Origin of the sequence: Rathayibacter sp. SW19 (assembly GCF_030866825.1) — a bacterium.
In the GTDB taxonomy this organism is placed as follows: domain Bacteria; phylum Actinomycetota; class Actinomycetes; order Actinomycetales; family Microbacteriaceae; genus Rathayibacter_A; species Rathayibacter_A soli.
Map to the genome: position 1 here is coordinate 4,027,452 of NZ_CP133020.1, position 21,075 is coordinate 4,048,526.

Sequence of the window (21,075 nt, forward strand, 5' to 3'; positions counted from 1 at the left end):
CAGCACTTACTTGTTGCTGGCCCAGTACTGCGCAGATGTGCTTTCGATGCTCTGCAAGTACTTGGTCGGGTCGCCTGGGTTAGTCATGAACCCGGTGAAGTTGTTCAACGCAGCTGTCAGAACCGGAGCCGGCGCGGCCTCGTAGTAGCGGAGGTAGGCCTCGAACTTCGCCTCATCCGTCACCTGCTTGCCGAAGTCCTGTAGTGTCGCGTTGGCCGCCGTCGCCTGCGGGTTGTAGGGCAAGATTCCCTGCGCCTTCGACCAGGTCGTCTGAGCCTTGGGACTCATCAGCCATTGCGCGTACTTGAGTGCCAGCGTCTTGTTGGCCCCCTTCGCCGTGACACACACCGGGGCCGGCTCGACCGCGACGGGCGTCTTGCCGTTCTGGGTCTTGATTGCAGGGATTGGGAAAATGCCCCAGTCGGTGCCCGGCTTCATGCCTACCTGGCCGAGCGTGCCCGGGTACCACGTGCCGAACGGCTGCATGGCGGACTGCCCGTCTTTGAAGTTGGTCTGACTTTGCGTCTTGGAACCCGGGTCGCTGAAGTAGCCCTTCTGCAACATCTGGAGCCAGACATCCATCGCGGCCTTGACCTGCGGGTCGGTGTACGACGCCTTTCCGTCGTTGATTGCATTGTATTGGCTGACATCCGTCCCGGTCATCGTGATCATGTACCACACGAACGCCCAGGGATTGCCGCTCTGACTGTAGAAGGGGGTAATGCCGTGCGATTTCAGCGTCGCCGCAACGTCCAGCATTCCGCTCCACGTGGTGGGCGGCGTCAGGTTGTACTTGGCGAACATCGCCTTGTTGTAGTACATCCCCCAGTAGTCAACCTCGAGCGGCACACAGTACTGCTTGCCATTGATCGTGAACATCTTCTCGATCGCCGGCGAAACCCACTTGTCTGCAATCGCTTGCTTCCAGATGCTACTGGTGTCAGCGACGAGTCCCTGCTTCACGAGCTGCTCGAGCTGGGTACCGGTGTGCCACGTGAAAATATCCGGCGCCTTGGGGGTTCGCAGTGACTGCTTGACGAATGCCTGGAACTGATTTTGGTCGCTGTAGGTGCTGGTCTTGAGTGATACGCCGATTTCCTTCTTAGCGGCCGTCGATAGTGGGTCGTAGTTCCACCCCTTGTCCTCGGTGAAATTGATTGTTCCGGTCTTCGCTGTCGTGCCGCTTGAAGATGAGCAGGCGACGAGGCCGGCCGTTGCTGTAATGACAATCGCCGCTGCAGCGAGCCATTTCTGAGCCTTCACAGGAACTCCCTTGTTCAATGATTTGGGTTGGTATCGTTACCAATGGGTTGAAAGTATCACACCGATTCTGGTAACGCAACCATTGCAATTCCGATCGAGACGTCGCGCATCGCCGAACGTACCGCGGCAATCGCCGCGCGTACAGATGGCGCCGAACATCCGCTGGGCGGCGACTGCGAGCTCGGTGTCAGCGAAGATGCCGCGGCTCGATCTGTAGTTCTACAGGCAACTCAACGGTGTGCGCCGGGCTGTTGCTTGCCTGCCCCTCGATGCGGGCGAGCAGCAGTTCAACCGCGCGTCGACCCAGTTCGCCGCCATCATGGGCAACGACAGACAAAGGCACTGGTGACAGGTCCGCGAACTCGAACGAGTCGAATCCGATGAGCCTGACCTCCGGCGCATGCGCCGGAGCGGTCGAGTGGAACGTGACGATGGCGCGGATGGCGCCGAGTGTGTTGCGGTTATTTGCGGAGAAGACCGCGGTCGGTGGGAGCGCGTGAGTGAACAGCTCAGCCAGCGCTCGTTCCGCTCCCGCGGCTTCCTGCTGCCCTGTGCGGATGAGGTGCTCGTACACGGGCACATTGTGATCACGGTGAGCATGTCGGTAGCCCTCAAGACGGCGCTGTCCGGTCAGCACTGACGTGCGCGTACCCAAGAACGCGATACGTCGGTGACCTTCGTCCAGAAGTCGGCTGGTCGCCTCGTATGCCCCTCCGATGTCGTCGATTAGTACCGTGTCGACCTCAAGGCCCGGAACGGGGCGCGAGGCAAAGACCATTGGAATGTTGCCCAACGCTTCGCGGGTAAGGTGCTCAGAATGAGCAGGGTCAGCGGGCACAACAATCAGGCCTTCCACCCGGCGGCCGATGAAGTCGGCGACGAGCTGGCGCTCGAGATCGGGATCTTCGTTGGAGTTTCCCACCATGATGCGCCGACCGGCCTTGGCGGCGACTTGCTCGATTCCACGCTGCAACTCGGCATAGTACGGGTTCGCAATGTTGGTGATCGTGACACCGATGAGTCCGGATTTGTGCCCAGGCCGCAGGCTGCGAGCATTCTCATTCCGGCGGAAGCCCAACTCGAGCGCCGCCCTCTCCACACGCGTGCGCAACCGAGGGCGCACGTTGGCGCTGCCATCGAAGACACGGGATACGGTCATGGGACTGACCTGGGCTCGCTCGGCAACATCCTTGATCGTAGGGGGCTTGGTCCTCACAGGCGGTAGATCATTGTCCCGGCGCCCGCCACTCATAGCAGACAAGGTACACCACCCCGCGCACCCATGTTCTCGTTCGACATTCGTAGGTCCAGAGTTGGGTGCATCGTCCGCACGCAGTATGTGGTAACGTTACCAGCATTATCAGGAGGAACGATGACAACGTTGTGCATTGACCTAGGCGGCACGTCGGCCAAACTCGGCGTGTACGACGCCGGTCGTGCGCTTTCTTCCGCACGCATTCCGGTTTCCGGTCACCCCGTCGATCTCGAAACCATTCGTCTCGCAGCCGGGGATTTGCGCGCGACGGTCGACGCCGTCATCGACCAGGTCGCGGTCGCCGTGCCGGGCATCGTCGACCAGGCCAGCGGCACTCTTGTGGCCGCCCACGGCAAGTACACATACGCACTGGGGATGGACCTTCGATCATGGGCGGCACAAGTCTTTGATGTGCCTGCGCTGATTGAAAACGATGCCCGCGCAGCGCTGTTCGGCGAGGTCGCTTTCGGGGTCGCTCAAGGCCACACCGACGCCGTCCTGGTCATGCTCGGAACCGGTATCGGCACCGCCGCGATAATGGATGGCCGCCTCATCCGCGGCGCTCACGACCATGCGGGCGTGCTTGGTGGCCACGTCACCGTCGACATCGACGGCCCACTCTGCAATTGCGGCAACGTTGGCTGCGCCGAGGCGGTTGCAAGCACCTGGGCGCTCGAGCGAGCGATTCGCGAGCACCCGGAATTCGCGACCTCGGATGCCTGGCACCGTCTGCTTGAGAACGGCTCAGTCGGCATTCTCGACCTGATGTCAGCTGACGATGACATCGCCCGCGACGTCCTGCAGCGATTCGTGCGCATCTGGGGTGCCGCCGCTGTTTCGTTGTGCCACGCATATGACCCCGACGTCGTCGTGGTGACAGGCGGCGTCTTGCGCACACCCGTTCACGTGCTCCCCGCCCTCACCTCATACATAAACACGCATCTGTGGTCGTCGTTCCCGCGGCCGCGGATGCTTCTCCCCGAGAATCCGGAGCACTCCGTACTTCTTGGGCTTTCGGCGTTGGCCGAATCCAACCGTTGACCATTGAAAGGATTCTGGTGACTCACGCAACCGACGCCCGTACTAACTACATCACCCAACCGACGATCCCGCTGCCTGCTGGAAGCACGATCTGGACAGGTGATGACGCATGGGGGCACTTGGCCGACGCTGCCTCGGCGTCAGCCGCGTCAGTCATTGCGATCGACACCTACCCGGGGGTCGACCTGCCCCAAATGCTCGCAACTCTCCAACGCGCCATGCCGACATTCACGATCGTCAACGTCGAGGAGAGGGCCGCGCTGCCGATCGAGGCGATCGATGGACTGATCGGACGGAATCTGACCGAGGACCGAGTCTTCGGCGTTCTGAGCAACTACGCGCTCGACGAGTTCTACGACGCACAAGCCCTGCTCGACCTCGGTGCCGAAATCGCTTCTTCCGGCCAGCCGACGATTGTCGTCGGCTGGGGTGCGACGCTCGCCGTTTCGGATGCCGACATCGTGGTGCTCGCGGACCTCGCGCGCTGGGAGATTCAGCGGCGGCAGCGCGCGGGCGCCCCGAATTGGCGATGCGACAACGGCTCCGAAGACGATCTCCGCAAGTACAAGCGTGGCTTCTTTGTCGAATGGCGCACTGCTGACCAGCACAAGCGCACCTTCCTGGACCGCGTGGACTTCCTCCTCGACACAAATCGCGGTATCGAGGAGGCCGCATTGATCACCGGCGACTCATTCCGACTCGCGCTTCAGACAGCCGCTACGAAACCGTTCCGCGTCGTGCCCTTCTTCGACCCCGGAGTCTGGGGCGGACAATGGATGAAGCAAAAGATCGGATTGGACCCGGCATCCGAGAACTATGCTTGGTGTTTCGATTGCGTGCCCGAAGAGAACTCGCTCCTGCTCGAGCGGGACGGTCGCGTCGTTGAAATTCCGGCCATGGATCTCGTGCTGAGTCAGCCGCGCACACTGTTGGGTGATCGCACTTTCTCACGCTTCGGCGCCGAATTCCCCATCCGCTTCGACCTTCTCGACACAATGGGAGGCGGCAACCTCTCGTTGCAGGTCCACCCATTGACGGACTACATGCAACGCACCTTCGGAATGCACTACACGCAAGACGAGAGCTACTATCTGCTGGACGCCGACGAGAGCGCGGTCGTCTACCTCGGCCTGAAGACCGGCACCGACCCGCACGAACTCGAGTCGGCACTTCGTCAGGCAAGCGACGGGCAGCATCCGTTCCCGGCTGACGAGTTCGTCAACCGATTTCCGGCCAAGAAGCATGATCATTTCGCCATCCCGGCCGGAACAGTGCACTGCTCCGGCGCCAATTCGATGGTGTTGGAAATCTCGGCAACTCCGTTCATCTTCACGTTCAAACTCTGGGACTGGGATCGGCTCGGCCTCGACGGTGTTCCCCGGCCTGTTCACATCGACCACGGCGTGAAGAACATCCAATGGGAGCGGGACACGACGTGGGTCGAGGACAATCTGCTCGACACCGTCGAGTTGATCTGCGAATCGGAAGACGTCACCGAAGAGCGCACGGGCTTGCATGCTCTCGAATTCATCGAGGTGCGGCGCCACTGGTTCTCTGAAGAAGCGGCGCACGACACAGATGGAACAGTGAATGTCCTCAACCTCGTCGAAGGCGATGAAGTCGAGGTCGTGAGCCCGAGCGGCGCATTCGAACCGTATGTGGTGCACTACGCAGAGACGTTTATCGTACCCGCGGCAGTAGGGCCATATTCCATCCGGCGCACAAAAAACTCGGCGAGCGAGCGATTCGCGACGGTCAAGGCCTATGTGCGCGGCACGCGAACAAGCGACGAGTAAGACTCTCGATTAACGAATGGAATCGATCAATTCATGATCAAGACAGTGCACGTCGTCTTCAAGACACACCTCGATCTTGGCTTTACCGGATACGCCGCCGATGTCGTCGATAAATATGAGAACGACTACATCCCGAAGGCCATCGCATTAGCCGAGCAGCTGGCCGAAAGCGACAGCGGGACCAGCTTTATCTGGACGACCGGTTCGTGGCTGATCAATCATGTGCTCGAAGCCGGCTCGCCGGCTCAGGTTGAGCAGCTCGAGCGGGCTATCCGGGCTGGCCACATCGCGTGGCACGGGCTGCCTGTTTCAACGCACACCGAGGCAATGGATCCACTGCTGTTCGACTACGGCCTATCGATCGCCGCCCGGCTCGATCGCCGATTCGGAATCACAACGACATCGGCGAAAATGACCGATGTCCCCGGGCACACGATCGGGATGGTGCCGCTCCTCGCACGCGCCGGGATTCGATATCTCCACCTCGGCGTGAATCCTGCTTCGGCCGTTCCGGACGTTCCGCCTGCCTTCGTCTGGCAGGCGGAGGACGGGTCTGAGGTGGTTGTAAGTTACGACGCTGCCTACGGTTCCGCGGTGCCGGGTCAGGCAACAGAACTGGACGGGTGCGAGGGCGCACTCTATCTCGCCTTTACAAACGACAACACGGGTCCGCCGACCCCGGAGGATATTGCCGCACTATTCGACCTCCTGAAGCAGAAGTATCCGGAAGCGACGGTGCGTGCCTCGACACTCGAGGCGTACGCAAAAGACATCATGGCGATACGGGAGCGCTTGCCCATCCTGACGGAAGAAATCGGCGACACCTGGATACATGGGATCGCGAGCGATCCGCTCCGAGTATCGCAGTTCCGAGAACTCCTACGGCTGCGCACCGCATGGGTGGCCGACGGCCGGATCATAGTCGGCACGCCCGAATACAACGCGTTCAGCGACCCTCTGCTTCTGGTGGCCGAGCACACGTGGGGTGAGGACCTCAAGACGTTCCTCCCCGACTTCGTCAACTACGCCAAAACGGACTTCCAGAGAGCTCGAGCGGCCGATGCCGAGCACTTGTACAGCGATTTCGAACGGTCGTGGCAGGAGCAACGAGATCGGATCACCCAGGCGATAGACGGCCTCGAAGACAACAAGCGACATGAGGCACAGCAGGCCCTGCAAGCACTCACCGCGACTGCCGCCAATGCCCAAATGGACCCAATCGGCGTCAACTCAACGCACCGGCTGGGCAACTTCGAAGTCGTGTTCGACAGCGATGGGTCCGTTGCCTCGCTGGTCGACAGTACCGGCACGCAATGGGCCGGCCCCGAGAATGCGCTCGGCGCGTATACCTACCAGACGTTCGGCGCCGGCGACTATGAGCGCTGGATTCGCGAGTATTGCCGGGATCTGAGTGTGACAGGCGACTGGGCGCTCGCTGATTTCGGCAAGCCCGGGTTTGAGTACGTCGACCCGCAACCGAAGAACGCCACGTATCGACCACGTGTCGAAATGCTCGGCAGTACGTCTTCCTCCAGTGGCGACACCGTACGCATCGAGCTTGGAATGCCGCCGGAGGCAACAGACCAGTTCGGAGCACCGCGACGGATTGTGATCGTCTACTTCTTCGACGCCACCGAACCCACAATCGACATCACGCTGAGCCTTGAAGGTAAGGACGCCAATCGTCTCCCCGAAGCGAGTTGGTTCGCGATCAACCCGCGAGTGGCTAATCCCAACCTGTGGAAGATTGACAAGCTCGGCGTGTGGGTTGACCCGTCACAAGTCGTGCGCAACGGAAACAGAAATCTGCACGCCGTTCTCAGCGGCGCCCACTATGCAGACTCTTCGTCAACCGTGGATATCAAGACACTCGATGCGCCTGTTGTCGCAATCGGCGAACCCCGCATATTGGCGTTCGACAATCGCTTCGGTGACCCTGCCCGCGGGTTCCACTTCAACCTCCAGAACAACGTCTGGGGAACCAATTTCATGATGTGGTTTGAGGAGAACGTCAACTACCGGTTCCAACTCACTCTTGCGACGACTCATAGGCGAATCGACACGTCAAAAGCAAAATAGTGCACGGAACACTTACCCGTTCGATCGTGAGTCGGTCATCGGATTCGCACGATTGTCCCTGCTACCCACTCAACAGTGATGTTCGAACGCGGGCGCTTGCTGAAGTCTGCGGCATCTCCCCGCTCGGCTCCCGATCCTTTGTCCCTGCGGTAGCGGCACCGTTCAGGTCGAGCTCCGGCTGCTCAGCCTGGAGATGCTCCGTGCGTTCGCTGAACAAGACGGCGGCACCCAAGACACGGCCGTATGGGTAGTCAACACGGCGGGCGCGCAGCCGGGCGAACTGCTGAGGTCGTTCCTCCTTGAGAGCATCCGGCAAATGAGCACGTCGGTATGCGTCATAGAAGCAAAGACGCGCGCGACGATCTCGTTTGCGGAGAGCAATCACACCACTCCGGTTCAGCATCACGCCGGTCGCGTTGTCGGGTTCCTGATCGATCTCAGCACTGTGCCCGGTGGGGCCAATTACATGCTCACATCGTACCTCGGTGACGGCAGGCACAATTTTCGATCGGACCCGCACCCCGTTGACGGTGTAGTTACAGGTGGTGTGGTCGTTCGCTACCGCCAAGGACGGCATCCCTGCGCTCCGGCTGCAGCGCACATTGCAATTCGGTTCGTATCAGACCGCGTGGGCGATGCCGCACCGGTTGTAGCAGGTGCTGATCTGGCAAGGCCGGGCGCTGCCCTCCGGGCAGGTGGAGACCACCAGGCGAGACCTGCTGGCCTGGCTCCGGCAAGCGATCTAAACTCCGGATTATGCGAAGAGACTGGCCCCCACCAAGCCGCCCACCAAGCCGCCCACCACCCCAAACACCGACAAACTTCACATAACCGAAGACTTCACATCGGACGAGTTATGCGAAGTTTCGCATAACTCATCCACAGAGTAGACAACGGCCGCCTCCGGCGGATTCAGATATAGGCCAACAATGTCGTAGACCTTCCCCACGAACTGCGGGTCGGTGGCGAGTTTGAACCCGTCCTGACGGTGCGGCTTCATTTCGAACGACTTCCAGATCCGTCCGATCGTCGATTTCGACAGACCGGAGCGTTCAGCCCTCTTCGTTCTCGACCAGTACGTTGCGTTCTTCGGCGGTGACTCCAGTGTCGCCACCACGACTTCCTCGACTTGATCGTCGGTGATTGTAGGCGGACATCCCGGACGCCGCTCATCGACCAGACCCTCCATTCGGGTCTCAACGAATCGGGCCCGCCACTTGCCGACCGCCACCACATTGCACCCCAATACGCCGCCGAGGTCGCCAAAGATGAGATCGCCGGGCGTCGCGCACACGCCGTCGATCTCGATCGGCACCCTGTAGTCTCGCAGGACCATCCGTACCGAGGAGTCCTGGGCGTAGCCGACCCAGCTGAACACCGGGAAGTGTCGGGCGAGCACCTGCTTCGTGTCCCGGTGACAACCGTCCACTATGGCACCGACCGCGCCGCTGCGCAGTCGCCGTGAGGATCTCGCCTCAGATGGCCACCGGCTGGACGACACGCGTGCTGAGGTAGACCTCGCCGGGCTCGAGCTGATCCAGCGCGTCCGTGAGCAGCCCGAACGGCTTTCCCTGCATTCCGTAGACATCAGTGACGATGGCTGGCATCGCCCGGCCAGCTGCATCTGCGGCAGCACTGGGCGGACCTTGGGCGGAAGGAACCAGATGGGTGCGACCCAGATCATCCAGGATGTCGCCGACGACCGGTGTGTACAATCGTGATTTCATCAGCGCGACGGTCTCCGCATCGCTACGGGTCGTCATGCTCTTGGTCCTCCATCGTCGTTCTCTTGTGGACCACTCACTCACTCGCTCGCGGTGCGTCGGGTGCGCCAGACGTTGATGATCACAGCGACCAGCACCACGGCGCCTTGGATGACTGCTTGCGCGTATGGATTGACGTTCAGCAAGACCATGCCGTTCAGGATGGCGGCCATGAAGATCACACCCATGATGGTGCCAATGACTGTTCCTTTGCCGCCCGCCAATGCGGTGCCGCCGATGATGGTGGCTGCGATGGCCTGGAATTCGAGGCCCACGGCGATCGTGCTATTTCCCGACGCAAGCTGTGCGCTCTGGAGGAGCCCGGCGATCGCCGCGGACAGTGCAGAGATCATCATCACGGCGATCTTCACGCGCTTGACAGGGATTCCCGATAGGGTTGCCGCCTTTGAATTACCGCCGACCGCATAGATGGACCGCCCGAAAACCGTGCGCTGGGCGATGACTGCGACGATGAGGGCCACAGCGGCGAGATAGATCGCTGCCACCGGAATCCCCAAGACCTGACCAGAGCCCCAATAGAAGAAGTCACCGGGGTTCAATGGCAGTGGGAAGTTGTTCGTGATGAGTTGCGCCAGTCCACGCAGGCTCAGGTAGAGCGCCAATGTAGAGATGAAGGTCGGTACTCCGAAGTAGGTGCGCATGACTCCAGTGAACCCGCCGATCACAAGTGCGATGAGGACGACCAGGATGACGGCGATCACCATCGGGATGTGCTGCTGTGCGACGAAGACGCCGAGCAGTGAGGAGGAGAGCGCTGCCAGCGAGCCGACCGAAATGTCAATCTCACCTGACACGATGACGAGCGTCATTGCGAACGCAACGATTCCGAAGAATGCAGCATTCTGGAGAATCGCCAGTTGGTTGGAGGCTGTGAAAAAGATGGGGGAGGCGAACGAGAGCACGATGTAGAGCAGGATCAGGACCACCAGCAGCCCGAGGCTCTGCCAGCCCAACATCTTCTTGGCGGCGCGCTGCCAGGCACGGACCTTCACGGGCGCACGCTGCGAGGCCGCGACCGCTTCGGATGTTGATTCAGTCACTTTCTTCCTCCTGCTGGATGGTGAGGGCTAAAATTCGTTCCGCTGTAGCCTCGTCACCGATGAGTTGTTCTCGGATGCGGCCGTCCCGGAGCACGAGCACTCGATCACACACTTCTGCGAGCTCCTCAAGTTCGGACGAGACGAATATGGATGACACGCCGCGGTCCGCGAGATCACGGATCAATTGATAGATCTGCCCCTTCGCGTGAAGATCCACGCCACGCGTCGGTTCGTCCAGCAGCAGCACGCGCATGTCGGCGGCCAGGGCACGGCCGATCACACCCTTCTGCTGGTTTCCACCTGACAGAGTGCCGATCTCCTGGGCGGGAGACGAGGCCCGAACGGACATCGACGCCATCGTCCTGGTGACGATGGCTGCCTCGCGCCGAGCGCGCAACCAGAGGGTAGGAAGCACCCGTCCCCTGGCTGAAAGAAGGATATTCTCGCCGATCCCCAGGATCGGCACGATGCCGCTCCCCTTCCGATCCTCCGAGGTGAAAGCGATACCGAGGTTCAGCATTCGCCGGGGGCGTCTGCGCAGACACGGCCGTCCGGCAACCTTCACGACGCCGGTGGCGTCGTGGCGCAGCCCGAAGATCGTTTCCAGAAGCTCGGTGCGCCCCGAGCCGAGCAGGCCGGCGACACCGAGCACCTCCCCCTCGTGCAGAGCGAAGGAGACACTCTGAAGACGTCCTGGGACATTCAGGTCCACGACCTCGATGATTGTAGGGGCCGTGGTCATGTCCCGTTTGACGTGAACGGTGGCGACGGACTCATCGCCGCTGATGAGTTCGGCCACGCGGTTGGTCGTCACGTCGGTGACGTTCTCGGTGGCGATGAGCTCGCCGTCACGTAACACGGTCAGAGTGTCAGCGACAAGCGGGATCTCCTTCATCCGGTGGGAGACGTAGACGATTGACATCCCTCCTTCGGCCAGTCGACGAACGAGCGCCAATAGGCTCGCCACTTCATGGGCGTTGAGGGCGCTGGTCGGCTCATCGAGGATTAGCACTCGGGGCTCCTCCGCAAGCGCCTTCGCGATCTCCACGATCTGCTGATCGGCCAGCGCGAGAGACCCGACCTGGACATCCAGAGGAACGTCGACACCCAGTCGAGCCAGCGCAGCGGACGCCTCGTCCCGAACCGCACGCTGGTTGATCAGGCCCGTGTGACTGGGCCATTTGCCCAGGGTGATGTTTTCGGCGACGGTGAGCCCTGGGACGAGACTGAACTCCTGGTGGACGACCGCGATGCCACCCTCGCGGGCGGCCCGGGGACTCGTCCATGTGACGGTCTTGCCTTCTAGCGTCATAATTCCGCCGTCTGGCTGAAGCGATCCCGATACGAGGTTCACAAGTGTCGACTTGCCCGCACCATTTTTCCCGAGAAGCGCCCGCACCTCTCCCCGCTCAAGGGTGAAGTCGATACCCCTGAGCGCGCGTACCGCGCCGAAAGACTTCGACAGATCCCGGCACTGGAGAACCAGGTCGTGCACGGTGCACCTCCTTGAGAAACCTGGTCGGGGACACCTTGTATCCCCGACCTCGTGCGCGGATTACTTGCCTAGGAACTTGTTGATCGTGGCGGGGTTCGCGCGGTCGTACACCACACCTGGCAGGCTCACGCTGAACGGCGAGACCTTCTCGCCGGCGATGACCTTCTTCGCCATCGCGTAGGCGCCCTCTGCCGTGCCAGCCGAATCCTGCCCGGTCGATGCCTGCAGCACGTCATCGGATGAGATGAGGAATTGCGCGATCTGAGTGGAGATGTCGGTGCCGAATACCGGGATCTTCGACTTCGCCTGCTGCACAGCGATCGTTGCACCGGCGGTGCCGCCGTCATTCGATGCCCAGATCATGTTGATCTCGGAGTGTGCCGACAACATCGCGGAAGCGACCGGTGTCGCTTTGTCGACCAGGTAACCTTCCTGGTCGGTCGCAATGGTCACCTCCACCCCAGCCTTCTTCATCTCATTGAGGAAGCCAGCCTTGCGCAGCTTGCACGCAGAGGCGACATCGCAGTTCAGGATGCCGAGGGTGACCTTGCCGCCGAGCTTGTCCTTCGCATACTTGGCGGCGACCTCACCGGTCCCCGTGCCAAGAGCCGTGTTGTCTGACTGGATCAGACCATCGGCGAGTCCTTCGACGGCGGTGGGGCCGACGCAGTTGCCATAGCAGACCAGCGGGATCTTCGCAGCCTTGATCGCCTCCATCGTTGCCACAGACGCCTGGTCCGCGGCGGGCTGCATGAGAACCGCGCCGACGTGTGCCTGAATCATGTTCTGGGCCGCTTGGTTCTCCGTGGCCGGGTCGCCGTTAGAGACGGCTGCTGTGACGGTGCCGCCGTCCTTCTTCACGGCCGCTTCAAGTGCCGACTGAATGCCCTGGAAGTACGTGTCTCCCTGGAGCATGATCAAACCGATCTTCGGCCCAGCCTTTGCTGCGGCCGAGGATGACCCTGCTGCTGCGCCGGAACATCCGGCCAGTGCCATTACAGCGATCGTGCCGCCGGCGACGGCCATCAGTACCCTGCGAAACTTCATATGCTCTCTCCTTCGATTGCAACGGACTTAGCGAGTATGACATGCAAGTATGCAAGTATGCAAGGGGATAATTCGCAGGAAGATGCGCCCATGTCTGAGTCTCTTTCCGTGCCGGAGCTCGGCACGAGTGCAGGCCTGGCGAGCCTTGCGCTCGTGGCCGCTCCGCGAATCCGTTATCGGATGTTCGACGCCGTCTTCACAGCGTTGAGCGAGGCGATCCTGAATCTGCAGCCTCCGCCCGCGACACCGATCTCAGCTCCTGTGGTTGCGGCCGCACTCAAAGTGAGCCGTGCCCCGTCCACGAAGCCATTACCCGGCTCGCGGACCTTGGGCTGATCACCGTGGTGCCACAGGTCGGTAGCCAGGGCGCGCCGATCTCTTTCCACGAAGGGGAGGAGGCCGTCTCCGTCCGACGCGCACTGGAGACAAGCGCCTTTCAACAGGCCATCGGCTCGGGCACTCCAGCCGTGACACGCGTCGAGTCGCTGGTCGACGAGGATACGGCGGCGGCGGAAAAGGATCTAGGAGCGCAAGCTCATGCGCGACCACGTTGGGGACGCGCTCCGGGGTTCCGTTCCACTCCATCATCCAATGACCGACTAAGGGGTACAACTCGAATGTCCGATGCAATCGTGTCCGCCCAGGCCCAAGAAGGCTGGGACTGGCGCGGCCTGCCGAACATCGAAGTCGAGATCCGCACGGCGTGCGGCAGCGTTGGGCGAAGCATCGCGCCAGCCAGCGCGTCGACAGGACGCCGCGAGGCGATCGAACTCCGACACGGCACCGGTCGGCTGCGCGGGCGAGGCGCCCGCTCCGCCGTCGCTCGCGTGCACGATCCAGTCTCCCCTGCGCTGACGGGTCTCGACGCGCCGATCAGGCCGCCGTCGACGCGATCCTCGATGAACTCGACCTCGATCCACGGCGCTCACACATCGGGGGCAAGACCACCACGGCGGTCTCCCTGTCCGTGGCGCACGCGGCCGACGCATCAGATGGAAACATGCTCGGCGTCGACCTCGCCTCGCGCAGCGAGTACATCCCGCCCGCAGATCCACATCGTGGGCGGCGGCGCCCATGCGGCACATCGCAGCCCCGTGCAGGACTTCATGGCCTACCCAGTGGCAGCTCAGACCATCCGTCAGTCCCTCACCGACGTCGCAGAGACGTATCTCGCCGTCGGCGACATCCTGCGCCAGCGCAGTTTACCCCGTGTAGTCGCCGACAAGCGTGGCCATTGGCCGGAAGTCGTCGACACGCGAGACGCGCTCGAGATCATCACCTACGGCATCGAGCTGGCTGGTTACCGCCCAGGAGCGATATCGCCATCGCCATCGCGGCGACCCAGTTCGAGTCCGCCGATGAGTATCGTGTCGGCGGCCACCTCTTCGACACGGCGGAAGCGATCGACGAGTTCGGTCGGCTTTGCGGCGAGTTCCCGATCACCTCGAGCGAGGACCCGGCGAGTGAGGACGACCCCGCCGGCATGGCCCTCGCCGTTCGGCAGCTGGGAGCCGTAGCGGTCGGAGATGACTTTCTCGTGACGGACTCGTCACGACTGGCTCGTGCCGCAGTCGATGGCCAGATTGGAGCAGCGCTGATCAAGGTGAATCAAGCGGGAACATTCACCCCGGCATCGGATACCGCCAAGGCCGCTCGCGCGGGGGGAACCGCCATGATCGTCTCCGCTCGCTCCGGTGAGACCGAGGACGTCTCGGTCTCACACCTCGCGACCGTATGGTGCGCCGATGCGGTCAAAGTCGGCTCCATTACTCGAGGCGAGCGCACGCGAAGTGGAACGAGCTGCCCAGCATCGATGAGGAATTCGGCGGGCTTCCACTCGCACCGCCCACCGGTGCGTGAGTTACGTCAATCAACCGCGCAACCCTTCGATCCTGCGACCTAGGCGGCCCTGGCCCCTCCACAATGCCGCACGAGTGCACGCTTCTCGCAACGACACACCGTCCAGCAACACGTTGGCACGCAAGGATTGCGCCGGGTCTTGCGGCCGAACCAGTCGTGGGGAACGACGTTCGCATGAGGATTGAACGGATCGAATTATGTGCCAAGAATATCTAGCCAAGCTCCGGCTCAGTGGAGAGGCCAAACGCGCATTTCCGCGCCTCACGGTGCAAAGTAGCTGGGATTTTCCGCCTTCAAGCCATCGACCATGGCGAAGATGCGCGTTGCATGGTTTTCAATGACCGAGACACCGGCAGCCTCATCACGGGTGCGAAGCGCATCGACGATGCGCTGATGCTCATCGACGAGCTCTGGGTTACGAATCGACACGGGCAGGCTGAGCCGTCGGAGGCGGTCAAGTTGCAGCTTCGTGCTACGTACGACATCCCAAAGTCTGGGTACGCCGGCAAGAACGAACACACTCTGGTGCACTTGTTCGTCGGTTGCGAAGAAAGCCTCGGAATCTTGAGCAGCGGCCGCCGCGCGGTTAGCGTCGACAAACTTCTGCATTTCTGTGGTGTCGGGCACTCCCGCCTCGATCGCCCTCTTGAATGCTTTGGTCTCGAGCGCGCTGCGGATGAAGACCGAGTCATCAACCTCGGCCAAGGAGATCGGGGCGATGAAGCTGCCCACCTGAGGGATCACCAACACCAGCCCCATGTCGGCCAATCGTGTGAATGCCTCGCGTACTGGAGAGCGGCTGACCTGCAATTGGGCGGCGATGCCCGGCTCTGATATCGGTGTGCCCGGCGGCAATCCCAAGTTCCTAATAGATTCACTGAGTTGTGCATATACGGCGTCAGAGATCCGGTACCGCGAGCCCGGCCGTTGCAATGGAGGGAGCGGAAGAAGCAACGCTGATCGCGACGCAATGCTCGGCGAATCCGCCGACGGCACCTGATTGTGCTGAGTCGCTTCAGTCATTCAGGCTTCCTCAAATCGCGCCAATTCGTTCATTCTTGAGCCTAAGCGTATGACATGTGGTCCAGACTCCCGTGGCTCCGTGCAGTTGTGAAGGGTCCGACGAACCCGATCAGCGGCAGCGGGCGGGTGGCGCGACGAAGCTCAACGACGAAGCGCGTTGCCTGATTCAGGGGGTGCTGGCGCGCAAACACGCGCCACTACGCGGTGTAAAGCGACTCGATCCCGGAATCGACCGAGAGCGTCACTCCCGTCGTTGATCCTGCGAGCGGGCTCGCGAGGTAGGCGACCGCGTCCGCCACCTCATCGGCGGACACCAGTCGACCATGAGGCTGGCGAGCCTCGAGTCGCGTGCGCTCCTCGACGGGGTCATCCGCAGCATCCAATAGCCGCTGTATCCACGGTGTTTCGGTTGTTCCGGGGCAGACCGAGTTGAATCGAACGCCATCCTTCAGATGATCGGATGCCATCGCGCGCGTGAGCGATACGAGTGCCCCTTTCGTGGCGCTGTATAAGGCCCGATTCGGGAAGCCGGTCAACGCAACCGCGGACGCAACGGTGACGACGGAGGACGGACGGGCGGCGATCAGGTGCGGCAGCACCTCGCGAATGACACGCACAGTCCCCATCACATTGATATCGAAGACCCGGCGCCACTCGACGTCATCGTTTTCGAGCACCGTTCCGGCCGCGCCGACGCCGACGCTGTTGACCAGCACGTCGATCTTCCCCCACCGCTGCACGGTCGCAGCGACAGCGTCCACGATCGCCGGCTGGTCTGTGACGTCAACGGTCACGCCGAATAGCGCGTCGGACGCGTCAGGAACGGGCCGAATCTCATCGCGATCGAACACGGCGACTCGCGCACCCTCTCGGAGCAGGCGTGCCACCACGGCGTTTCCGATACCCGACGCGCCGCCGGTGACCACCGCGACTTTTGAACTGAAATTTCCCATGTTGCGGCTCTCCTAATTATCTGGCAGCACGCGCTGGTGCTGCGCTCCGAGTTGCTCGATTTCGAGTTCCATCACGTCGCCCGGAATGAGATACGGGAACCGGCCGGAGAGCGCGACGCCCTCGGGTGTTCCGGTCAGCACGACGTCGCCTGCTTCCAGCACGGTGAATTGACTGAGGTCCCGCAGAATTGTGGGCACGTCGAAGATCAAGTCCGATGTGCGTGAATCCTGTCGCGGCTGGTCATTCACGCGGCTCTGGAGCCTAAGATCACTCGGATCGACCTCGCCGGTGGGGACCAGCCACGGGCCGAGCGGCAGGAAGCCGGGCCCGCTCTTGCCCTTCGACCACTGCCCACCCGAGACCTCGAGTTGCCAATGCCGCTCGGAGAGATCGTTCGCAATGGTGTAACCCGCAACGTAGTCAAGCGGATCCGCCGAGCCATCGAGCTGCCAGGCACGCTTGCCGATCACGACCGCCAGTTCGACTTCCCAATCCAGTTTGAGCATGCCGCGCGGCGCGATGAAGTCGTCATGCGGGCCGGCCACGGTATGCGGTGGTTTGAGGAAGACAACAATCTGCGACGGCGGTTCTGATCCACCTTCTCGTGCGTGGGCCGCGTAGTTCATCCCGATGCAATAGATCGCGCCAGGCCGCGCGATCGGGGCCCCGATTCGCCGGCTCTGTGCATCCTTGACCAGAGGCAGCTGCGCAAGTGCGCCGCTCGCCATACCGACCGGGTCATCCCGCAGGAAGGCGCCGTCGATGTCGTGGGTGATCGAGCTCAGGTCGTATACCGATCCTTCGACGCAAGCGACTGGGATCTCTGCGCCAAGCGGGCCGAGTCGTCCGAATTGCATGTGGTCTTCCTTCTGTTTGTTCTGATTCAGGTTGGGCGGTGAATCCTATTAGGTATCGGAGAGCGGAACGCGAGCGAGCCGAACCGTTGAAACAAGTGACTCACCCCCCGCAAGGCGCACGCCGATCCCGCCACGTTCCCGCCCGTCCGTCGTCGCTCCGTCCCCTGGAAGCACGTTCGCCGGCTCGACCGCAACCGCATACATGCGCCGAAACCACGGCCACCCCGGTCCTGCGTTCGCTTCGATCCACAGCCACGCGTTCGGGTAGACCGTCCGATCCCAGCTCAACCGTATGCCGAAGCCATGACTCGGGCTCATGAATGTCGCGTTCGTCGCGTTTTCTGGAAAATCGGTCAACGCCGCGAACAGGGATTCCGCAGAGCCCGGTCCAGGCAGCGCAATACTGTTCGGCACAGGGCCACCGGCGAGGACATCGGATGGTCTTCCGACCGCGTCGATCGCAGCAAGGCTGCCAGGGGCATCGGCGTCGGCCACGACGGTTGCCGCGCTCACGACGATGTAGCTGTGTTCATCGAGGAAGGGCGAGCCGAACGCCGGATGCTGGACGAGTCTGGCTGTCGTGGGATCGGGCGAGAGATTGGTAACGGTGTCGGTCACGATGAGTTCATGGCCCTCGAGAGCGACGTGCCGTTCCAGCCGCAGCGGTGCAGTGAGCAGAGTCGTGGCGAGGGTGGCCGTGGTGTCGCTGCGCCCAAGAACGATCCATTCCGCCAGCGCGGCCTCGCCGTGGTACCCCTGGTTCACACCCTCATGAGTGCGCTCGGGGCCCGCATTCGGTGCCAACAGTTGCCATCCGCCGGGGTAGCCGTTGAGCCACTGAACCATCGAGTCACTTGGCGACAGCCGCGGGGCGGTCACCTGACCCGTCGGTGAGACAGCGAACAGAGGCACCTCGGTGGCACGGTCTAAGACCTGAACAATGTCGGCACCGCGCTCAGGCGCGAGCGTGACGTCGAAGACGTCGGAACGGAGTGTGATCACAACCGGCTACCCTCCGAAGATCGAGACGGCGAGTCCGGTAGTGCCGTGACCGTGGATCGCGAAAACCGAGCCCGCATCAGGGTCGTCGGCCGAGTCGAGCTGCGCTGCAGCAGACGTGACCCAAAGCTGATCCAACTGCGGCCCGATGAACGCGCACGACGTGGGTTGGGCCGTTGGCAGCGCGACCGTTCGCAGCAACTCGCCATCCGGTGCGAATTCGCGAATCGCGTGCCCAGCGAACTCGGCAACCCAGAGATGACCGCGCGCGTCGACTGCCAGCCCGTCAGGATACCCGGAAAAGTTCTCAGGGCCAACGAGCACTGTTGGCGTCGGATCGAGCGTCGAGGTGCCAGGCTCGAACGGGAAGCTCAGGATCTGCTTGGCCTGCGTCTCGACCAGGTAGAACAATGAGCCGTCCGGGCTCCAGCCCATACCGTTAGGTTGGGTGAGGCCTGGCACCACGAGTGCGGCGTTCCAGTTTTCGTCCAGTCGCCACAGGCCGCCGGCAGTATCACGGAAATCCATCGCACAACTGCCGGCCCAGTACCGACCGGCGGGGTCGGATTTCGCATCATTCATTCTGATGCCGTCTTCAATACAGTCGACCCGGTGCGTCACCTTGCCGAGGTCATCCAGGCCGACGAATCCGGATGCAACGGCAGCAACGACACCACCGGATGCCTTCGGCGCGACCGCGCCGACCATTTCGGGGTACGTCACCACAGCCGTCAATCCTGTGCTGAGATTCGTGCTGAGGATCTCACCCAAGGGAATGTCCACCCAATACACGGTGTTGGTTGGGGCGTGCCAATAGGGGCCCTCGCCGCACTCGGCGCGGCGCGAAACGACGATGTCAACTCGTTCGGTCACGAGGTTCCTCTCTGTGGATAGGGTGCGTGGGCGATCAGGCCTCGAAATACGTCGGATTGTCGACTTGGAGCCTTTGCGTGTCGATCAGAATGCGCGTCGCATGCTGCGCCAGTACGCGCACGCCGTTCGATTCAGCCCCGTCGCGCAATGCGTCGACGATCATCTGGTGTTCAGCGCCGATTTCCGGGTTGACAATCGCGGCCTCGAGATGCAGCCGGCGCAGCCGATCGAGCTGCAGTTTCGTCCCGCGAACGACCTGCCAGAGCCGGGGCAACCCCGCGAGAGCGAACACGTTTTCGTGCAACCGCTCATCCGTGTCGAAATAGGCTTCGAGGTCATGTCGTTCAGCCGCCGCCTGATTCTCGGTCACGAGGCGCTGGATCTCGTCGGTGTCGCGGTCTTCGTCGCGGATCGCGCGTTGGAAGGCACTCGTTTCCAGCGCTGTTCTGATGAACACCGCCTCCTCCACTTCTCGCAATGAGATGGGCGCGATATGACTTCCCACTTGTGGGACAACGTTCACGAGTCCCAAATCCACCAACCGGGTAAAGGCTTCGCGAACTGGTGACCGGCTGACGCCCAACCATGCCGCGACGCCCGGCTCTGAGATCGGCGTGCCGGGAGGCAGCTGCAGATTCCGGATGGCCTCACTGAGTTGCTCATATACCGCATCCGACACGCGATACCGCGCTCGACGTTCCCGCAACGGCGGCAGGCCGATGACCTGGGCCAGGTCAAAAGGACTGTCTGCACGGCTGGGGGCCATCGCCACGTCACTTCTGGTACCGCGCGCACTGGACATGAACTCCCTCTCGGACAACGTACTTGCAGCCTAGTATACAAGTGGCTATATTGAATCGCATCGACCAACGAACTTTTCGTTGGCATTGACGAAACGGTGTGCGGTGCTGCAAGCAATCTGTACTCGCGAATCGAAACGCGACTTATCACGCCACTCGGCCCGGTGCCTGAGCCCGGCCGGATTCGATCGGAGGCCCGGACGATGACCACGCAATCCGACTCCGAGTTCTTCGGGCTGATCACCGCGAAGCTCTACACGGCCGTCATCGGCGACATCCTGGATGGGATGGGTCACACCCGGCAGTTCCTGCCGCCCGAGATCCGTCCGCTGCTCCCCCAGATGAAGCTTGCGGGCCGCGCGATGCCGGTCATAGTGTCCGATGTCTACGGTCCACAAAAGAAGCCATTCGGATTCTTGACTGAGGCACTCGATCAGCTTGAGCCCGGTGAGATCTACCTCGCGCCTCGGATTTCAAACCAGTCCGCAATCTGGGGTGAAATTCTCACCGCCACCTCGCAGCAGCGCGGAGCACTCGGCGCGGTGCTTGACGGATATCACCGCGACACCGTGCAGGTGCTCGCTCGGGATTTCCCCGTGTTCAGCTGGGGCAACTTCGCACAGGACTCATCCGTGCGCACCATTGTGGCCGACTACCGGGTCCCGGTCGAGATCGGAGGTGTGCGCATCACGCCTGGCGACCTGATCGTCGGCGACATCGACGGGGTGCTCGTTATCCCGCGCGAGATCGAGTCGGAGGTCATCGAGGCGGCGCTTGAGAAGGCATCCACAGAGAACCTCGTGTGCAAGGCCATCGACAATGGAATGAGTGCAACGGAAGCATTTGCGCGCTTCGGCGTTTTGTGACAAACGGGCCCCGCTGCCTTCCCACCGATCGAACAACACAGAA

Annotated in this window: 19 protein-coding genes and 2 pseudogenes; 8 read left to right on the top strand and 13 right to left on the bottom strand. The window is 62.0% G+C overall.

Annotated elements, in window-relative coordinates; genetic code table 11:
* Nucleotides 1–6 precede the first annotated feature (6 nt).
* Nucleotides 7–1,263, bottom strand: a complete 1,257-nt coding sequence (locus tag QU604_RS18605; RefSeq protein ID WP_308466097.1) for an ABC transporter substrate-binding protein — start codon at nt 1,261–1,263, stop codon at nt 7–9.
* 187 nt (nt 1,264–1,450) lie between these two features.
* On the bottom strand, nt 1,451–2,515 hold the full coding sequence (locus QU604_RS18610) for a LacI family DNA-binding transcriptional regulator (RefSeq protein WP_308466098.1): 1,065 nt from the start codon (nt 2,513–2,515) through the stop codon (nt 1,451–1,453).
* Nucleotides 2,516–2,635: 120 nt separating this feature from the next.
* On the opposite strand from QU604_RS18610, the gene QU604_RS18615 reads away from it, so the two are divergent.
* The 4 genes and pseudogenes from QU604_RS18615 to QU604_RS18630 all read left to right on the top strand — a co-directional run.
* Nucleotides 2,636–3,559 carry an ROK family protein gene (locus QU604_RS18615; RefSeq protein ID WP_308466099.1) on the top strand — a complete coding sequence of 308 codons (924 nt, stop codon included), beginning with the start codon at nt 2,636–2,638 and terminating at the stop codon, nt 3,557–3,559.
* Nucleotides 3,560–3,576: 17 nt separating this feature from the next.
* Entirely contained in the window at nt 3,577–5,355 is a 1,779-nt protein-coding gene (locus tag QU604_RS18620) for a class I mannose-6-phosphate isomerase (protein ID WP_308466100.1), read from the top strand.
* Between the two features lie 33 nt (nt 5,356–5,388).
* A complete protein-coding gene (locus QU604_RS18625) occupies nt 5,389–7,434 on the top strand; it encodes a DUF5054 domain-containing protein (protein WP_308466101.1) in 2,046 nt (681 codons plus the stop codon).
* Between the two features lie 464 nt (nt 7,435–7,898).
* Nucleotides 7,899–8,081, top strand: a pseudogene (locus QU604_RS18630) (IS1595 family transposase); the annotation flags it as partial.
* Between the two features lie 176 nt (nt 8,082–8,257).
* Here QU604_RS18630 and QU604_RS18635 read toward each other — a convergent pair.
* The 5 genes from QU604_RS18635 to QU604_RS18655 are packed head-to-tail and all read right to left on the bottom strand — an operon-like array spanning nt 8,258 to nt 12,800.
* Entirely contained in the window at nt 8,258–9,022 is a 765-nt protein-coding gene (locus QU604_RS18635; protein WP_308468973.1) for a helix-turn-helix domain-containing protein, read from the bottom strand.
* Nucleotides 8,910–9,197, bottom strand: a complete 288-nt coding sequence (locus QU604_RS18640) for a hypothetical protein (protein ID WP_308469025.1) — start codon at nt 9,195–9,197, stop codon at nt 8,910–8,912. Before QU604_RS18640 ends, QU604_RS18635 begins: the two co-directional genes overlap by 113 nt.
* A 41-nt stretch (nt 9,198–9,238) precedes the next feature.
* On the bottom strand, nt 9,239–10,258 hold the full coding sequence (locus QU604_RS18645) for an ABC transporter permease (protein WP_308466102.1): 1,020 nt from the start codon (nt 10,256–10,258) through the stop codon (nt 9,239–9,241).
* On the bottom strand, nt 10,251–11,753 hold the full coding sequence (locus QU604_RS18650; protein ID WP_308466103.1) for a sugar ABC transporter ATP-binding protein: 1,503 nt from the start codon (nt 11,751–11,753) through the stop codon (nt 10,251–10,253). The genes QU604_RS18645 and QU604_RS18650 overlap by 8 nt, the downstream gene beginning before the upstream one ends.
* A gap of 60 nt (nt 11,754–11,813) precedes the next feature.
* The gene (locus QU604_RS18655; protein WP_308466104.1) at nt 11,814–12,800 is read right to left on the bottom strand and encodes a substrate-binding domain-containing protein; all 987 of its coding nucleotides are present in this window, start codon (nt 12,798–12,800) and stop codon (nt 11,814–11,816) included.
* Nucleotides 12,801–12,890: 90 nt separating this feature from the next.
* Here QU604_RS18655 and QU604_RS18660 point away from each other — a divergent pair, with 90 nt between their 5' ends.
* From QU604_RS18660 to QU604_RS18665, 3 genes and pseudogenes are all read left to right on the top strand, one after another.
* Nucleotides 12,891–13,136, top strand: a complete 246-nt coding sequence (locus QU604_RS18660) for a hypothetical protein (RefSeq protein WP_308466105.1) — start codon at nt 12,891–12,893, stop codon at nt 13,134–13,136.
* 281 nt (nt 13,137–13,417) lie between these two features.
* A pseudogene (locus tag QU604_RS22265) lies at nt 13,418–14,050 on the top strand (hypothetical protein); the annotation flags it as partial.
* A complete protein-coding gene (locus QU604_RS18665) occupies nt 14,035–14,703 on the top strand; it encodes a phosphopyruvate hydratase family protein (protein ID WP_308466106.1) in 669 nt (222 codons plus the stop codon). The pseudogene QU604_RS22265 and the gene QU604_RS18665, both read left to right, overlap by 16 nt.
* Before the next feature lie 218 nt (nt 14,704–14,921).
* Here QU604_RS18665 and QU604_RS18670 read toward each other — a convergent pair whose 3' ends face one another.
* From QU604_RS18670 to QU604_RS18695, 6 genes are all read right to left on the bottom strand, one after another.
* The gene (locus QU604_RS18670; RefSeq protein WP_308466107.1) at nt 14,922–15,683 is read right to left on the bottom strand and encodes a GntR family transcriptional regulator; all 762 of its coding nucleotides are present in this window, start codon (nt 15,681–15,683) and stop codon (nt 14,922–14,924) included.
* Between the two features lie 197 nt (nt 15,684–15,880).
* Nucleotides 15,881–16,636, bottom strand: coding sequence for an SDR family NAD(P)-dependent oxidoreductase (locus QU604_RS18675; RefSeq protein WP_308466108.1), 756 nt, complete (start codon nt 16,634–16,636; stop codon nt 15,881–15,883).
* A gap of 12 nt (nt 16,637–16,648) precedes the next feature.
* The gene (locus tag QU604_RS18680; protein WP_308466109.1) at nt 16,649–17,494 is read right to left on the bottom strand and encodes a fumarylacetoacetate hydrolase family protein; all 846 of its coding nucleotides are present in this window, start codon (nt 17,492–17,494) and stop codon (nt 16,649–16,651) included.
* A gap of 48 nt (nt 17,495–17,542) precedes the next feature.
* Nucleotides 17,543–18,496, bottom strand: a complete 954-nt coding sequence (locus QU604_RS18685; protein WP_308466110.1) for a DUF4432 family protein — start codon at nt 18,494–18,496, stop codon at nt 17,543–17,545.
* 6 nt (nt 18,497–18,502) lie between these two features.
* On the bottom strand, nt 18,503–19,366 hold the full coding sequence (locus tag QU604_RS18690; protein WP_308466111.1) for an SMP-30/gluconolactonase/LRE family protein: 864 nt from the start codon (nt 19,364–19,366) through the stop codon (nt 18,503–18,505).
* Between the two features lie 34 nt (nt 19,367–19,400).
* On the bottom strand, nt 19,401–20,168 hold the full coding sequence (locus tag QU604_RS18695) for a GntR family transcriptional regulator (protein ID WP_308466112.1): 768 nt from the start codon (nt 20,166–20,168) through the stop codon (nt 19,401–19,403).
* Nucleotides 20,169–20,369: 201 nt separating this feature from the next.
* Between QU604_RS18695 and QU604_RS18700 the strand changes: the two genes are divergently transcribed.
* Nucleotides 20,370–21,032 (top strand): RraA family protein, encoded by a 663-nt coding sequence (locus tag QU604_RS18700; protein ID WP_308466113.1) that lies wholly within the window; start codon nt 20,370–20,372, stop codon nt 21,030–21,032.
* Nucleotides 21,033–21,075: the final 43 nt, after the last annotated feature.